Raw genomic sequence first — 16,438 nt, forward strand, 5'->3', positions numbered from 1 at the left:
GCGGCGGCCCCATTGGCAGGCTTCGCCCTATCTAGGATTTACGATGGCGCTTGTGTTCGCCGGCTTAAGCTCGACACTCTCGAAACATCCCAATCGCGGCGCCTCACTCGTGCCCGGGGCGACGAAACGTCCTCACGAAATTGTCTTCAAACCCGCGCTGTCCAGATAATCGGCATTGGAGGTGTACCAACTCGTATTTCGTGTGTGATCGTCGTCAGATCCATAGGGAAGATAGATGACCATACCTTGGCGCGCTCTCGTCAGCAGGACTCTATAGGCGTTTCGGAGGAAATCTCGGTCCACATTCTGTCTAATTTGTTGCCACCGGGCGCCTGCGAACTTCCAATGCTCGAAGTGCGATCCATTCCATCTGTAGTCAATATCCCAAGCCACAATTGTCCAATCGAGTTCCAGGCCCTGGACGTCGAACTCCGTTCCGACGAGTTCCAAGGCGTGAGATGAACGAACGTCTGCGGGCTCGTTGAGGAACCATACGGCAGGATCGATCTTGTTCTTCACGAAGATTCCCTCAGGAAGGAGCCGGTACGCCTTCGAAGATGCGAGAAGACCGCTAGATTCTGTCGGTTTCCGTTTATTTTGAATCCAAGTCTTTGCCGCTGTTAGATCGCGCGCGACAACGATAGGAAAAAGTTCATGGGTCCGATAAAAAATCTCTGCCGCTGCGTCGGGATCGCCATGAACAAGATGGTGTACCCCTTCTGAAATCAGTTCAGATCTAAACGAGCGCTGGCTCGTTCTAAGGTGCAGGGTGGGTGAGACTTCCACGTTGACACTGGAATAGTGAGCGAGGTCCACGGGAGTCCCCATCGATTTTGGATCTTCCACCTCTGGGGCCACATAGATTTTCCAGTTGGAATGCTTACGATCGAGCGCTTCGATCCAGCCGTCAAGTCCGGCTTCGCCTGCGTTTATTTCCTGGCCACCACCTACTAGGGCAACTATGACCGCCCAATCATCATGACGATCCATCACGCTTATTAGAAATTCAGGCTCAGACTGGTCGAATCCTGCAAGTCGCTTCTTGGTTTGCATGAACTTTGAAGTCTGTTCGCGATTCCATGCCCTTTGAGCTTCATCAAAGATGACGACGTTCTCGACAGGAGGGCGTGTATCGCGCACGTACTCATCCCGGAAGTGATGGATGTTCTGAACGTAAGCAGCGGCACGGCGCTGGCTGTGGGCTTTTGTGCATCCTAGGCGCCGAGATTCATCTCTCGCCAACGCCTCTTGTATCACAGTAACCAGTGGGCCATTTCCAGACAGGTACACTGCGTGCTCGGTGTCCGATGCCTTTGTCATGGTGGCGATATTCAAGCCGACCAGAGTCTTGCCAGCACCGGGGACTCCTGTAACGAAAGCTATGCACTTATCTCCGCTCATGCGAGCGGAGTGAATAATGCTTTGAACGTATTCGGAAGTTTCGGCCAGCCCAGCTTCGTCTGCTTCCGAGCGTGTGATGTCTTTGACGTCGTGCCCAGCGTAAAGAGCTTGCGCGGCCTGGACAATGGTCGGCGACGGATGGTAGCTGCCATCGGCCCAGAGTTCCGCAGCGACCAAAGTCTTGGCCTCTGCTTGTGCGGGGATCATGGTCAAAATTGAGTGAAGATTGTTTCCGTTGCTTTTGATTGGCGCCGCTATAGTCTCGGGGTCCCAAGTTATGTTTACACTCGTATTGGGAGCCAGCGTCGCGACAAGTACTGGCACAATCGGGAGATTGTGGCTGCTCTTGTGAAAATACTTGAGATCCAACGCGTACCCGAATGTTTGCTCGAGGTCCTTGGACTCGAAATGGCCTGCGCCGACCTTGAACTCGATTACAAATATAAAACCGTCGAGGACAATGACAGCATCCGCTCGTCGTCCCATCCGTGGGATCAGGAACTCTAGAAAGATGTGGCCATGTCGAAGGTCTTGGAGCTGTTCCTTGAGCATCCTGATTTCGCTTGCCCACGCTTCTGCCTGTTCAGAGTTGGTGTCAAAGCCGTGAAAGTAGGTTAGTTGACCTACAACAGTCGTGTCCTCTGTCCGCAAGAACTCGTCAACTGAGCTGCTGTACAGGGATCGTTGCCCTCGCCCTCTGACGACGATGCTTCGGGCATCCGGAACTTGATTTTGGCGGCCTGATAAGACAGGGAGCATCACTGGTCCACTCCATAAACGAGTTCACTCAGCGGGATACCAAGACCATGGGATAGGCGCAGAAGTGATGTAAGGCTAGGGTTCCGTTCCCCGCGCTCAACTGCGCCTACGTAGGTGCGATGGAGCCCACACCGCTCCGCGAGCTGTTCTTGCGAAATCGAAAATTGCCTACGTATTCGTTTTAGGTTGTCGCCTAGAGCACGTAGGGCAGAGTCGTAATTAGCTATATGAGTCGAATTGTTTATGGGCACAATAAGATTCGATTTGATTGCTACTCATAAGTCGACAGTCAATAAGTAGCATCACGAGTGCATCTGATCACATTGAAGGGGCTGTCTGGCCACACGATTCATTTGACAGCCCTCAATGTGGACAGCGAAATCTCTCCCCGTCGATTTCGTGCCCCTCCGCCTCGGCTTACTCTTCCACCCGGTAGAGTAAGCCTTGCCAATCGTCAGGTGCTCAGAGCCTGCAAAGAGGTCCTTTGCACAGTTCTACCAGGGTCTCCGGCAGTTGCCCCATAGACTGACTTGGCCGCGACCCTCCCGGAAACCAGCGAACCTGGCCCACTACAGAACTATGGGCGCTGGCGGCGGTCCTGCTGACGCTGTCACTGACATCGTCACCAATACCCACTGAATCCCCAGCAAAATCCGAAACTATTACTAACTACAGACCCAGACAAAGCCGCTTAAGAATTCCACACGCCGTAGCCGTTCTGATGGAGTGTATTGTGCCAGTCAGAGCGCTTCTTCGTAGCCCATTCTTCATCGATGCTGAAGGCGAAGGTTAACTCCCTTCAATGTATTGAACAAAACCAAGGACGTGTCGAATCCTCTGTGTTGCGAATGCGCATAGAGGCCATATTTAGCAGTTCCACGTATATGCAACTGAAGGTCATGTCTGAACGTAGAAAGCAGGCGCACCTGTTCGCCGTCGACTAGAAGGCCAAGTACTATCTTTCGGGCTCCTGGCATGATGATCCGTGTCTTTTTGTGGTGCAATAGGAAACCGTGTCTATGAACGGCGTTGCGTACCTGCTGGGCCAAGGCCGCTCCTTAGCCTCTATCGAATGTCGTTCCAGCAGAAAAATGATGTCATCGGAATATCGCGTGTAAACTAAATTGCTTTCGGCCGCCAATGCGGCTAGGTCTGCATCCAGGTCCTTAGCTATGGCATTCGCGAGGGCACCACTGGTCGGCGCGCCCTGAGGTAAGAAACCGGGTTCCTTGCCTGAATAGGCCGTAATCGGACCTCGGACGCTGCCTGTCGGATCCCGTGTTTGATGTTGACGAGTCGTGATGCGTGCGAGTTCGAAAGAGACAAGCTTCGAGTATCCCAATCCCACAAATAGGCGGTACACTCTTTTTCAGAATTGGAACCAAAGAAATCGTGTAAATCGAACTTGACTAGCCACGTGGCGCCGAGATGTTATTCGGCGCACGAACGGATGGATTTCCTTTCTGATAGGCAAAGCTGCTAGTTCCCTGTTTTAAGCTGTTGAGCGCGTTATCCAGTAGCCACCGCTGCACTTTCATTAGGCCCTTCTCCGGTGCGGAGATTTTTCTGAACGATCCCGGGTTTTTCTCCGCTCCATATCACGGATCATGAGCCCTGAAGAGTCCTGGCTCTGGGCAAGACGCACAGTGGGCATGACTCACTCTGCGTACCGTAAAGCAGTGTTGGATTGAATGCCTTGAGGTTTTGCAGGATTTGCAAGTGTGGTTCGCGATGATCCACGCCACCTTGACTAGTAATCAGCTAGGACCAAGCGACGACGAGGCGGGCGGCTTGGTGGGGGATGGTGACGTCGATGCCGGTGAGGTCGGTGAAGCGGCGGAGGCGGTTCATGAGGGTGTTGCGGTGGCAGAAGAGCTGGTCGGCGGACTGGGCGATGCTGCCGGTGGCTATGTAGGAGCGGACTGCCTCTTCAAGCCGTGCTCGTTCCACTGGTCCGGCTTGGGCAAGCGCCGCTTCGACATCCGGTACTACGGGGACGCCGGTCTCGGAGAGGCGGTGGCGGGCAAGGCGTGCCCAGGCGTTGCGCATGGTGAGCGCTTGCTGGTCGCTGTCTTCGACGAGGGAGGCCAGGGCGCGGGCTGCTTGGGCGGCGACGCGTAGGTCCGCGAGGCCTCGCACCTGTTCAACCAGTCCGCACCTGATCTGCCGGACCTGTTCGATGGCTTCGCGGACGGCGCTGCCGGGGCGGTGGTCGGCGGCCCAGAAGGCGACGAGCCCGTCGGGCAAGGGGTGGGTGAACATTTCTGTACCACGGCGGGAAGCCGCGGCGATCACCACACGGAGGGCGGCGGCGTCGTCCGTTGTTGCTGCCGCCACGACGAGGGGAGCGTCCTGATCGATGCCGAGCTCGTCGGCGATGCGGGTGAGCATCTCGGGCGCCGGGCTGACCGCGCCGAACATGGTGGCGACGTGGCCCTGCCGCACGGAGGACGCTTCCTGGGCCATGCGTTGGCGTTCGGCGATGTAGGTGGCCTGGGTTTGGGCGGCGTAGGAGTCCACCACCTGCCACACCGTCTCGGCCCGGCGGACGAGCAACTCGGCGTCGCTTGGGTCGGCGAGGGCCATGAGCTCGCCCCAAATGACGGTGAAGTCGATCCGGATGGCCGTCATGAGCGACTCCACGGGGATGCCGGCCCGGGCGCGCGAGACGCCGACGTCCAGCGAAATGTTCTGCCGTTCGGCCACCAGGCGGTCGCTGTCGGCGCCGGGGCGCAGGCTTTCGATCAACGACGCGAACGAGGCGGCGCCGGTGCGGCGGATCTCACTGGCCGGCAGGACACCGTCCCGGTAGTCGTCGAGCTGCAGCACGCGTTCGATGAATTGGTCCGTCAGCACGTCCACTGACAACTGGTCCAGCAGGCCGTTCCAGCGGGCGGCCGACGCGGCGTCGTCGTCGTTCTTTTGTTTCCTGGGTATTGCCATGGTGTTATCCGCCCCGATTTTTGTGCTTTTGCACATTCTAGCCGCCGAAACCCGCGACTTTTCGTGCGGGTGTGATGCGGCGCACTCTGGCAGGCTGGATGCATTCCAGTCCGTTGCGCACCGTTCGGCACAACGGGCAGTCCGAACACCAAGCGTGGAGGCACCATGTCAGAAACCCTGAACCTCGAGGCCGGGGCCACCCGGCAGATCACCGACAAGGAGGCGATGAAGGTCTCCATCGGCGCCCTCATCGGCACCGCAATGGAGTGGTACGACTTCTTCCTCTTCAGCGCGGCGGCGGCGCTGGTGTTCAACGTGCAATACTTCGCCAACGAGAACGCCACGGCGGCGGCGCTGGCTTCCTTCGCCACCTTCGGCGTGGGCCTGGTGGCCCGTCCGCTGGGCGGCATGTTCTTCGGCGCGATGGGTGACAGGATCGGCCGGCGCAAGACCCTGATGGTCACCATTGTGGGCATCGGCGCGGTGACCGGGCTGATCGGCCTGCTGCCGACGTACGCCGCCATTGGCATTGCCGCTCCGGTGCTGCTGGTGCTGCTGCGCGTGTTCCAGGGCCTGTTTGTCGGTGGGGAGTGGTCCGGCGCGATGACCATTGTGGTGGAGAACGCCCCGCTGGAGCGCCGTGCCCGCTACGCCGCCATGCCGCAGATCGGTTCGCCGATCGGCACCATCCTGTCCTCCGGCGGCTTCTTCCTGATGACGCTGTTCTTCTCGCAGGAGAGCTTCAACTCGTTCGGCTGGCGCATCCCGTTCCTGGCCGCCATCCCGATGCTCCTGATTGCGCTCTACATCCGCAGCAAGCTCGAAGAGTCCCCGGTCTTCACCGAGCTGATGGAGCACGACCAGGTGGAGAAGGCTCCGATCCGCACCACGCTGCGCGAGTCCTGGAAGCACATCATCATCGGCATGGCCGCGGCCCTGCTGGGCGTCGGCGGCTTCTACCTGGTCACAGCCTTTGTGGTCTATTACGGCGTGGCCATCCTGGGTTACTCGCCTCGGCTGATGCTGCTGGGCGGCATGATCGCCGCCATTGTGGAAATCCCCATCCTGATCTTGGGCGGACGGCTGGGCGAGCGGTTCGGTTGCAGTCGCGTGATCCTGGTGGGCGGCATCGCCTCCGCCGTGGCCGCGGTGCCGTCCTTCCTGCTGGTAGCCAGCGGCAACCCCGTGCTGGTGGTCATCGGCATGGTGCTCGCGGTGGCGACGCTGTCCTTCCCGTACGCGGCCTCCGGCACCGTGCTGACAGGCCTGTTCCCGGCCCGCACCCGCTACACCGGCGTGGGCTTTGCGCAGAACACCGCCGGCATGCTCTCCGGCTTCGTGCCGCTGCTGGCCACGGGCATGGTGGCCGCCGCGGCAAACCACTGGTGGCCGGCCGCCGCGATGCTGGTGTTCCTGAGCCTGTTCACCGCCGTCGCCGGTGCCGTGGCCCCGCGCATGAGCGTGGACCTGCCCGGCTTCAAGCACTAAATTCAACGTACGACGACGACCTCCCGCCGACGCTCCTGACCCGCTTCCTGCGTCGACCTTCCTGATGAAAGAGCTCCACACTATGTCCCAGTCAGCCGGCCACCTGATAGTCCGCCAGCTTGAGACGCACGGCGTCCGCCGCGTGTATTCCGTCCCGGGGGAGAGCTTCCTCGACGTGCTGGACGGGCTGCACGATTCGCCCGTGTCCACGGTGGTCTGCCGCCAGGAGGGCGGCGCCGGTTTCATGGCGCTGGCCGAGGGGCGCAAGACCGGCATCCCGGGCATCGCGATGGTCACCCGCGGGCCGGGCGCGGCGAACGCGATGATCGCCGTGCACACCGCCTGGCAGGACGCGACGCCGCTGGTGCTCTTTGTCGGGCTGATCCCGGTGGCGGACCGGGGGCGGGATTCGTTCCAGGAGTTCAGCCTGGAGGGCTGGTTCGCCACCACGGCCAAGCGCGTGGTGGTGCTCGACGACGAACACCGCGCCGCGGAGACGGTGGCCGGGGCGATGCAGCTGGCGGTCTCCGGCCGGCCCGGGCCGGTGGTGATCGGGCTGCCGGAGGACGTGCTGGTCCGGCTGACCGACGCCGACGTGGTTCCGCCGCGCGCGCTGGCTGCTGCCGTGCCGCCGCCGGCCGCGATGGAGGAACTGGCGGGCCGGCTGGCCGCTGCCGCACGACCGCTGATCGTGGTGGGCGGGGACGGCTGGGGCGACGACGGCGGGAAGCTCGCTTCGTGGGCGGCCGAGGCGCAGGTTCCGGTGGCCGCGGACTGGCGGGCGTACGACGTCGTTCCGCACGGTTCTCCTGCTTGGGCGGGTTGGCTGGGCTACGGCCGCGCGGACACGCTGGCGGCCCGGCTGGACGAGGCTGACCTGCTGGTGTTTGTCGGCTGCGGGCGGACCGATGTGCTCAGCGACGGCTACACCAAGGGGTTCAAGGCGCCGACGGTGCTGGTGCTGCCGGACCCGGACGCCGCGACACATTCGGGCCGGATCGACCTGCACCTGGCGGTGCCGCCGTCGTCGTTCGTTGGGGCCTTGCCGGCTGCCGCGGAGGCGCGCGGAAGCCGGGGGAACGGGTGGATGGAAGCGCTCGCCGAGGACCAGCGCCGGTACGCCACCCCGCGGCCGGACCACAGCCCGGGCGTGGACCTGGGCGTGGCCTTCGGCGTGCTCGAAGACCGGCTGCCCGCGGACAAAGTGGTCACGTACGGCGCCGGCAACGCGACGCTCTGGGGCCACCGCTACCTGACCCACCACGGGGTCGGTTCGCTGATCGGACCGCGAAACGGGGCCATGGGCCTGGCCGTTCCGGCCGCCGTTGCTGCGTCCTTGATCGAGCCGGAGCGGCAGGTGGTGGCGGTCTGCGGTGACGGCGACTTCCTGATGAACGCGCAGGAGCTGGCCGTGGCGGCGGCGCACGGTGCGGCCCCGTTGGTGATCGTGGTGGACAACGGGATCTACGGCACTATTGTGCTGCACCAGCGGCGGGAGTATCCGGACCGGCCGTCCGGCACCTCGATGGTCAACCCGGACTTCGCCGACTGGATCCGCAGCTTCGGCGGGCACGGCGAACGGGTCGAGAAGACCGAAGAGTTCGGGCCGGCGCTGGAGCGTGCGCTGTCCAGCGGAAAGCTGGCGCTGCTGCACCTGGTGACCGATCCGGAGACAATGCCGCCCGGGACTGCGAACGCGCCGGAAGAGCTAGCCGAGGTTGCCGTGGAAGAAGGCGCGCGATGAAACTGGACCTGATCCTGTGCGATGCCGACATCATCACCCTCGAGGCCGGCCGTCCCCGTGCCACATCCGTGGGCGTGCTGGGCGGGCGGATCGCTGGCTTCGACGAAGAGCTTGAGGGCTGCACGGCCGAGCGGGAAGTTTCGCTGGGCGGCGCCACCGTGGTGCCCGGTTTCATCGACGCCCACTGCCACACCACGTGGTGGGGGCTGGGCCTGGGCGCCGTCGAACTGGAGCAGGCCCGCGGCCTTGAGGAACTTTATGCACTGCTCGAAGCCGAGGTCCGGCGGCTGGATGCGCTGCCCGGCGGCGCCCCTGACTCCTGGGTCAACGGCACCGGCTTCAACCACAAGCACCACGGCGGGGCCTTCCCGGACATCCGCCGGCTGGACGAGATCACGGGCGACCGCCCGCTCTACCTGCGGCACGTCTCCGGGCACCTGTCCATCACCAACTCCGCCACGCTGCGGTTGGCCGGCGTCTTCGAGCCCGGCTTCGCCGATCCCACCGGCGGTGCGGTGCTGCGCGGGGCCGACGGCTATCCGACCGGCGTGGTTGAAGAGTCAGCACAGCAGCTGATCCAAAACCTGCTGCTGCCGTATCCGGTGGAGGGCATCGTCGAGGCGCTGGACGCGGCGACCACGCGCTACGCCGCCGAAGGCATCACAAGTTTCACCGAGGCCGGCATCGGTGGCGGCTGGATCGGGCACAGTCCCGTGGAAGTGCAGGCGTATCTGACCGCGAAGCGCGCCGGCAAGCTCCACGCCCGCGCCCAGCTGATGCCCGCGCTGGATTCGCTGCGGCCGATCGAGGCGAACGCGGCGGACATGCACGGCACGGGTTCCGGCCGCGGGCTCGACCTCGGCGCCGTTGCGGGCTTCGGCGACGAGTGGGTGTCGCTGGGGCCGGTGAAGGTGTTCATGGACGGCTCCCTGCTGGGCGCGACCGCCGCTGTCACCGAGGACTACTGCGGACACCAGCACAACACCGGCTATCTGCTGGATTCGCCCGAGGCCTACCGCGAACGCGTCGACGCCGCCTACCGGGCCGGCTGGCCGATCGCGCTGCACGCGATCGGCGACGCGGCCATCGACCTGGCCACCGAGATCATTGTCGGCTGCCAGGAGCGCTACGGCCGGAACCACCTGCCCAACCGGATCGAGCACTTCGGCATCGCCCGCCCTGACCAGCTTGCCCCTGTCGCCGCCGCCGGGATTGCGGTCGCTCCGCAGGCCGCCTTCATCGGGCCGCTGGGCGACCAGTTCGCCGCCTTGGTGGGGCCCGAGCGCGAAGGCTGGTTGTACCGGGGGCGCTCGCTGGTGGACGCCGGCATTCTGGTGGCCGGCAGCTCCGACCTGCCGGTGGCCGACAACATTGTTCTCCGCGCGATGCAGTCCTGGGTGGATCGGCGCACGGAACAGGGCAAGATCCTTGGGGGCGCGGCCGAGGGCCTCACCGCCGAAGAGGCCCTGCGAACCTACACCGACTGGGCCGCCCGGGCTACCGGTACCGCCGACCAGAAGGGCACGCTGCGCCGGGGCAAGCTGGCGGACTTCGCGGTGCTCACCGGGTCGCCGCTGGACGCGCCGGACATCTCCCACCTCGAAGTGCTGGCCACGATCGTCGGCGGCGAATTCAGCTACGACAGGTTGGGCGCACGCACAGGTGCAGGTCCGGCTGTCGGCTCTGCTGCTGGCCCAGATGCCGGCCGCACTGCCAGCCCCGCGCCTGAGTCTCTCTTCGCGCCCGAGCCCGGCGCCGCCGTCGTTCGCTGATAAACATCTGCACGTCAGACCGAGCCGTTAGGATTCCACCCATGACCACCACCTCCGCCCAGCCCGCCCCCTCCGTCTCCGGCGACGATGCGGGCGCCTTCCTGCACGACTTCCGCTCGATGAGCACGTTCGGGGCCACGCCCGGCGGGGGAGTGGACCGGCAGGCGGGGACGTTTGCCGACGGCCAGACGCGGACGTGGTTCCGCGGGCTGGTGGAAGGGCACGGCTTCGATGTCCGCTACGACGTGGTGGGGAACCAATTCGCGCTGCTCGAGCTGGCACCCGGCGCCCCGTACATCGCGGTGGGCTCGCACCTGGATTCGCAGCCGCTGGGCGGGCGGTTCGACGGCGCCTACGGTGTGCTGGCCGGAGCCCACGCGGCGATCCGGCTCAAGCCGCGGCTGGCGGCAGAGGGCACCGAACCGGTGTTCAACATCGCCGTCATCAACTGGTTCAACGAGGAAGGCTGCCGCTTCAAGCCCTCCATGATGGGCAGCTCCGTCTTCACCGGCAAGCTGCCCGCCGAGCAGGTTCTGGCCACCACCGATCCGCACGGCACCACCGTCCGCGAGGCGTTGGAGGCCATCGGGACGATCGGCGACTTTTCGCTGGATGTGGCCGCGTACCTGGAGATCCACATTGAGCAGGGGCGGTCGCTTGAGGACGCCGGGCTGACCATCGGTCTGGTCGAATCCACCTGGGGCGCGAACAAGTATGAGTTCATCGTGCACGGGGAGCAGGCGCACACCGGCGCCACCGTGATCGCCGACCGGCACGACGCGCTGCTCGGGGCCTCCTCGCTGGTGGTCGCCGCGCGGGAGATCGCCGACGAGTTCAGCACCGAGGAGCATTCCGTCATTACCTCCTGCGGGGAGTTCACGGTCTACCCGAACTCACCCGTGGTGGTTGCCAGCCGGGTGGAACTGCTTGTTGACGTGCGCAGCACCGACCCCGACGTGCTGGCTGCCGCCGATGCAGAACTGCACCGCAGGGTGGCGGAGATCGAGCGGAAGGCGAGCGTGCGGATCGAGCGCGGCGCCGAACATGTCTGGGCGGCCAAGGCCTACGACGAAGCGGGCATGCGCCTCGCCGCCAAGAGCGCCGAAGCCCTGGAACTGCCGTACGGAACCGTCCGCACACTGGCCGGGCACGACTCGACGAACATGAAGGACATCGTCCCGACGATCATGCTGTTCGTCCCCAGCGTCGAGGGCATCTCGCACAACGAGAAGGAACTGACCAACGACGACGACATGCTCGCCGGCGTGGATCTGCTCACCGAAGTGCTGGGACGCGTGGTGATGGGAGACTTCGTCTCGCCCAACGCCTCGGGAGACTGACAAGCGGTTCCGGTGCGGCGCTGGCTAAAAAGGGCGCCCCTGAAGCGGCATGTCGCAATATCTCCGGTGGGATCATCGAATCGGGGGATTTGCAGCCAGCGAAGGAGCGGATAATGGCACGCGGATCGGGAATTATCGAGCGGTTCTACCGGGAAATCATGGAGGGAGGGAACCTGGACCTGATCGACCAGCTGGGCAGTGAGAGCTACACGGACCACGAGGAGCCTATGCCCGGCCAACCGTCCGGTCTGGACGGCATCAGGTTCTACGTTGACACGTTCAGGAAGGCTTTTCCTGACATCAAGGTGAAGACTATCAATCCCACGATGACTGATGGGGACCTGGAGGCGGCCCGGGTCGTCCTCACCGGCACCCACAAGGGCGAACTGATGGGGACTGCCCCCACCGGCAACACCGTGGAGTTCGGGGGCATCGACATCATCCGTGTTCAGGACGGCCAAGTAGTCGAGCATTGGGGAGCGACGGACATGCTGAAACTGATGCAGCAGATCGGCGCCGTTCATTTGTAACCAAGGCGCGACGGCGGGAGAGCCGGCGTTGAACTGCACCCGGAAAGTTGGACCCGAAATTTAGAGTCTGCTTTTCCGAGGTGCAGTTCCTTATGCGACGCAGTTCGCTAGCGGCACCACATCCGTTCTCTCGGTAGCTGAGATGGAAGGTGGAACCACGCCGCGGGTTTAGGGTGTCGGGCGCTCCGCGCCGGTCAGGGCGCTGAGGCCTCGGGCGCCTTCTTCATCGAGATAGTCGGCGAAGTAGGCGGCGATGGCATTGCGGGCGGTATTGCCAGCTGCAAGGGCGTCGCCCGCGGCGATGGCCCGGAAAATCGCGCGGTCCCGCTCCACGGCTCCTTCCATGGCCGCGGTGGAATTGCCGGAGCGTTCCATCCGGTCATTCATGAGGTTGAGGATGGAACCGGCTACGGCTTCGCCGCAGATCCGCAGCAGACTGTTGTGGCTGGCCTCCCAGACCGCTGCGTGGAAGTCCAGGTCGGCGCGGTTGAAGCTGTCCGAGCCGTTGGCGACTTCCGCTTCCATGCGCTCGACGGCGTCGCGCATTTTCTCGACTTGTTCCTCCGTATGCAGGGCGGCGGCCAGCTGGCAGGCCGAGCTCTCCAGCACGATCCGGAACTGTACAAGTTCGGACAGGGACAGCGAGGCGATGCGGGCCATTGTGGTGAAGGAACGTCCGAGGCTGTCGGGGGAGACGGCCAGAACCTCAGGCCCGCTGCGTCCACCGGGGCGGGACGCGATCAGGCCTTGGCTTTGCAGCACACGCAGGGCTTCACGGATGGTGGGGCGGCTGACCGAGAACTGCACCATGAGCTCGCGTTCACTGGGAAGGTGCTGGCCCGGCTCGATCTCCCGGGACAGGATCGCCTCTTCGATCTGCTGCACCACGCGTTCGTAAGTCAGCGTGGGCACGGCCGGCGTGAAGGTCAGCTTGCTCATGAGGTGCCTTCCGTCGTCGTAATTTGCGGCCTCTGTCAGTAAAGATTGCCCTCGAAACGAGCTTTACGCAACTGGTAAGACCATGTAACTAGGTAGAAATATAGACATGGGATGGTGTTGGATAGATCACATCACTGAAGTGTCGTTCCTAATCGATGGAGAACGCTATGCGCCTGAGTAAGAATTACGGCCGTGCGGCAGTTGTACTGCTGGCCGGATCGCTGTCCTTGACTGCCTGCTCGGCCGGGTCCGGGGGCTCTACGGCCGACGGCGCTGCGGAGAATACCGCCGTCACGGTGGCGTTGACTGGGGAACCGGTGAACCTGGACTTCACGACGACGGCGGGCGCGGCGATTCCCCAGGCGCTGATGTCCAACGTGTACGAAGGGCTGGTGGAGATCGACCAGGAGGGCGAAATCCAGCCGCTGCTGGCGGAGTCCTGGGAACTGAGCGAGGACCGCAAGACCTACACATTCAAGCTGCGCGAAGGGGCAACGTTCTCCAACGGGGAGGCCTTTACCGCGGAAGACGTAAAGTTCAGTATTGAACGCGTTCAGTCCGATGCCTGGGTCTCCAGCCTGAAGGCCAAGATGGACGTGGTGGATTCGGTTGAGGTGGTCAGCGACACCGAAGTCGCGGTCACTCTCAAGCAGCCCAGCAACGCCTGGCTGTTCGACATGGGCACGCTGGTGGGCGCGATGTTCGACCCGAGCGGCGTGGATGATCTGGCCAACACCGCCATCGGCACCGGTCCGTACGCTATTGAGGCGTGGAACCGCGGCCAGTCCATTGAGCTGGCGGCCCGCGACGACTACTGGGGCGAGAAGCCCGGTGTGGAGACCGCATCGCTGCGCTACTTCGCGGACGCCGTCGCTACCACCAATGCGCTGCAGTCCGGCGACGTGGACGTGGTCTACAACATGCAGGCACCGGAGCTGCTCTCCAGCTTTGAAGGCGACGACAAGTTCCAGGTTCTGGAGGGCACTTCCAACGGCGAGATTGTCCTGTCCATGAACAACAACGAGGCACCGTTCGACGACGTGCGCGTCCGCCAGGCAGTGATGCATGCGATCGACCGCCAAGCCGTAGTGGACACGGCGTGGAACGGCTACGGCACCGTGGTCGGCGGCCCCGTTCCGCCGACGGACCCGTACTACGAGGACCTCAACGACGTCTACCCGTACGATCCGGCCAAGGCCAAGGAACTGCTGAAGGAAGCCGGCGCGGAGAACCTGAACATCACCTTCACCGTGCCCACCCGTCCCTATGCCACCGCCGTCTCCGAGATCGTGGTGTCGCAGCTAGCCGAAGTGGGCATCAACGCGAAGATCGAATCCTCCGAGTTCCCGGCAGTGTGGCTGGACGAGGTCTTCACCAAGCAGGACTACCAGATGTCCGTGGTGCTGGCCGTGGAGAGCCGGGACGTGTTGGCGATGTTCAACAACCCGGACTACTACCTGGGTTACGACAATTCCAAGATCAAGGAGAAGGCTGCTGAAGCCGACGCTGCCGACGAGGCCGGCTACGTCTCGGGAATGCAGGACGTGGTCCGCACCATCGTCGACGACGCCGCTGCCAACGTTCTGTTCATCTTCCCCAACATTGTGGTGGCCGATGCGAACGTAACCGGGATCCCGGCGAACTCCGTGACCGAGGCGCTGGACCTGACCAACATCGGCTGGAAGTAAGCTCTACAACCTCGAGTAAGGAGGGGCCGGCGTGGCAATCCGTTTGCTGATCAACCTGGCCCGGTTTGTGGTCACCTACCTGGCCGCTACGGTGCTGGTGTTCCTGTTCATGCGCACCATCCCGGGCGACCCGGCACAGATCGCGCTGGGCGTGAACGCCACGCCGGAACTGTTGGCCCAGACCCGGGCGGAATTCGGCACGGACCGGCCCCTGATCGTGCAGTACTTCGACTGGGCTTTCGGGCTGCCCTTCGGTGACTTCGGCATCTCCTATGTGACCCGGCAGGACATCAGCCCGCTGGTGCTGGACCGGGTGCAGGTAAGCCTGATACTCGTGGTGCTGGCGATGATCGTCGCGCTGCTGATCGCTATTCCGTTCGGGACCTACGCCGCGGTCAAGCACCGCAATCCCAGCGGCATTGTCATCAGCGGGATCAGCCAGCTGGGCGTCGCGGTGCCGAACTTCCTGGCGGGCATCCTGCTGGTGGTGGTCTTCGCCGTCGGGCTGGGCTGGTTCCCCGCCAACGGCTGGACGCCGCCGGGGGAGGACTTCGGCGACTTCCTGTCCCGGGTGTTCCTCCCCGTGCTGGCGCTGGCCTCCGTGCAGGGCGCCATACTGACCAGGTACGTGCGCTCCGCAGTCATGGAAGTGATGAGCGAAGACTACCTGCGCACCGCCCGGGCCAAGGGCCTTGGCAAGCTGGAGGCCTTGGTCAAGCATGGGCTGCGCAACGCCTCCATTCCGGTCCTGACCGTGACCAGTGTGCAGCTGGCGGCACTGATCATTGGAGCCGTGGTGATCGAGCGGGTCTTCGTCATCCCCGGTCTGGGCTCGATGTTGCTGGACGCGGTGGGCAACCGCGACCTGCTGACCGTGCAGTCCGTGGTGATGGTGCTGGTGGCCATCACCCTGATCATCAATCTGGTGGTGGACGTGCTTTACACCGTCCTTGACCCCCGCATCCGGAAGAAGGCGTAATGACTGCCGAGCCCGCCGTCGTCGTCCGCAGTTCCCGGCGCAAGCCGGCACCCACCCTCCTGATCGGCGCATCCCTGGTAGCCGTGGTGGTGTTGGCCGCGCTGGTCTCCCTGGTCTGGACTCCTTACGACCCGGTGCAGGCGTTTCCCGCCGACCGGCTGCAGGGTTCCAGCGCCGAGCATCTGATGGGCACGGACCTCTACGGGCGCGACGTGTTCTCCGGGATCCTGTACGGGGCGCGGATCACCCTGCTGGTGGGGCTGATCGCCGTCGGCATCGCGCTGGTGATCGGCACGCCGCTGGGCATCCTGGCCGGCATGCGCGGCGGTGCCACCGAAGAAGTGACGATGCGCGGGGCGGATATTCTGCTGGCCTTTCCGGCGCTGCTGGTGGCCATCATGTTCGGCGCCGTCTTCGGGGCGAGTACGCTGACGGCGATGCTGGCCATCGGGATCGGGTCCATCCCCGGGTTTGCGCGGGTGGCTCGCAGCGGCACGCTGCAGGTGATGAGCACCGAGTACGTGCTGGCGGCGAAGGCCTCGAGCCAGAGCGCGTTCCGGATTGCGCGGCGGCATGTGCTGCCGAACATCGCCGGCATGGTGGTGGTGCAGTGCTCGGTTTCCTTCGCGATCGCGGTGCTGGCCGAGGCCGCCCTGTCCTTCCTGGGCTTAGGGACGCCGCCGCCGGTGCCGTCCTGGGGCCGGATGCTGCAGGAGTCCCAGCAGTTCCTGGGCACCTACCCGATGCTGGCCGTCTGGCCCGGCGCGGCCATTGCCGTGGCGGTGCTGGGCTTCAACCTGCTGGGCGACGGACTGCGCGATAAGTTCGACCCGAAACTGAACGGAGAGCGCTGAG

The 16,438-nt window shown here is 63.7% G+C and carries 12 protein-coding genes; 8 read left to right on the top strand and 4 right to left on the bottom strand.

Annotated features, from left to right (window positions below; translation table 11 throughout):
• Window positions 1-132: 132 nt before the first annotated feature.
• The 3 genes from AC20117_RS12045 to AC20117_RS12055 form a co-directional block, all read right to left on the bottom strand.
• Window positions 133-2,160, bottom strand: a complete 2,028-nt coding sequence (locus tag AC20117_RS12045; RefSeq protein ID WP_083339587.1) for a DUF2075 domain-containing protein — start codon at window positions 2,158-2,160, stop codon at window positions 133-135.
• The gene (locus AC20117_RS24320; RefSeq protein WP_211482279.1) at window positions 2,160-2,411 is read right to left on the bottom strand and encodes a helix-turn-helix domain-containing protein; all 252 of its coding nucleotides are present in this window, start codon (window positions 2,409-2,411) and stop codon (window positions 2,160-2,162) included. Before AC20117_RS24320 ends, AC20117_RS12045 begins: the two co-directional genes overlap by 1 nt.
• Before the next feature lie 1,510 nt (window positions 2,412-3,921).
• Window positions 3,922-5,103 carry an RsbRD N-terminal domain-containing protein gene (locus tag AC20117_RS12055; RefSeq protein ID WP_074699529.1) on the bottom strand — a complete coding sequence of 394 codons (1,182 nt, stop codon included), beginning with the start codon at window positions 5,101-5,103 and terminating at the stop codon, window positions 3,922-3,924.
• Between the two features lie 165 nt (window positions 5,104-5,268).
• Between AC20117_RS12055 and AC20117_RS12060 the strand changes: the two genes are divergently transcribed.
• From AC20117_RS12060 to AC20117_RS12080, 5 genes are all read left to right on the top strand, one after another.
• Window positions 5,269-6,591 carry an MFS transporter gene (locus tag AC20117_RS12060; protein WP_074699528.1) on the top strand — a complete coding sequence of 441 codons (1,323 nt, stop codon included), beginning with the start codon at window positions 5,269-5,271 and terminating at the stop codon, window positions 6,589-6,591.
• 82 nt (window positions 6,592-6,673) lie between these two features.
• On the top strand, window positions 6,674-8,335 hold the full coding sequence (locus AC20117_RS12065) for a thiamine pyrophosphate-dependent enzyme (RefSeq protein ID WP_074699527.1): 1,662 nt from the start codon (window positions 6,674-6,676) through the stop codon (window positions 8,333-8,335).
• Window positions 8,332-10,107 carry an amidohydrolase gene (locus AC20117_RS12070; protein ID WP_083339586.1) on the top strand — a complete coding sequence of 592 codons (1,776 nt, stop codon included), beginning with the start codon at window positions 8,332-8,334 and terminating at the stop codon, window positions 10,105-10,107. The genes AC20117_RS12065 and AC20117_RS12070 overlap by 4 nt, the downstream gene beginning before the upstream one ends.
• A 41-nt stretch (window positions 10,108-10,148) precedes the next feature.
• Window positions 10,149-11,447, top strand: coding sequence for a M20 family metallo-hydrolase (locus tag AC20117_RS12075; protein ID WP_074699526.1), 1,299 nt, complete (start codon window positions 10,149-10,151; stop codon window positions 11,445-11,447).
• A 113-nt stretch (window positions 11,448-11,560) separates the two neighbouring features.
• The gene (locus AC20117_RS12080; RefSeq protein ID WP_074699525.1) at window positions 11,561-11,977 is read left to right on the top strand and encodes an ester cyclase; all 417 of its coding nucleotides are present in this window, start codon (window positions 11,561-11,563) and stop codon (window positions 11,975-11,977) included.
• 168 nt (window positions 11,978-12,145) lie between these two features.
• Here the strand turns inward: AC20117_RS12080 and AC20117_RS12085 are convergent, their stop codons facing one another.
• Window positions 12,146-12,916: a FadR/GntR family transcriptional regulator gene (locus AC20117_RS12085; RefSeq protein WP_074699524.1), complete on the bottom strand. Its 771-nt coding sequence runs from the start codon at window positions 12,914-12,916 to the stop codon at window positions 12,146-12,148.
• 167 nt (window positions 12,917-13,083) lie between these two features.
• Between AC20117_RS12085 and AC20117_RS12090 the strand changes: the two genes are divergently transcribed.
• From AC20117_RS12090 to AC20117_RS12100, 3 genes are read left to right on the top strand one after another with little or no spacing between them, the layout of a single operon-like run.
• Complete coding sequence (locus tag AC20117_RS12090; RefSeq protein ID WP_074699523.1) at window positions 13,084-14,604, top strand: ABC transporter substrate-binding protein; 1,521 nt, start codon at window positions 13,084-13,086, stop codon at window positions 14,602-14,604.
• Window positions 14,605-14,635: 31 nt separating this feature from the next.
• Window positions 14,636-15,583, top strand: a complete 948-nt coding sequence (locus tag AC20117_RS12095; protein ID WP_074699522.1) for an ABC transporter permease — start codon at window positions 14,636-14,638, stop codon at window positions 15,581-15,583.
• Window positions 15,583-16,437 carry an ABC transporter permease gene (locus tag AC20117_RS12100; RefSeq protein ID WP_074699521.1) on the top strand — a complete coding sequence of 285 codons (855 nt, stop codon included), beginning with the start codon at window positions 15,583-15,585 and terminating at the stop codon, window positions 16,435-16,437. Before AC20117_RS12095 ends, AC20117_RS12100 begins: the two co-directional genes overlap by 1 nt.
• The last annotated feature ends 1 nt before the right edge of the window (window position 16,438 follow it).

This window comes from Arthrobacter crystallopoietes (genome assembly GCF_002849715.1).
In the GTDB taxonomy this organism is placed as follows: domain Bacteria; phylum Actinomycetota; class Actinomycetes; order Actinomycetales; family Micrococcaceae; genus Crystallibacter; species Crystallibacter crystallopoietes.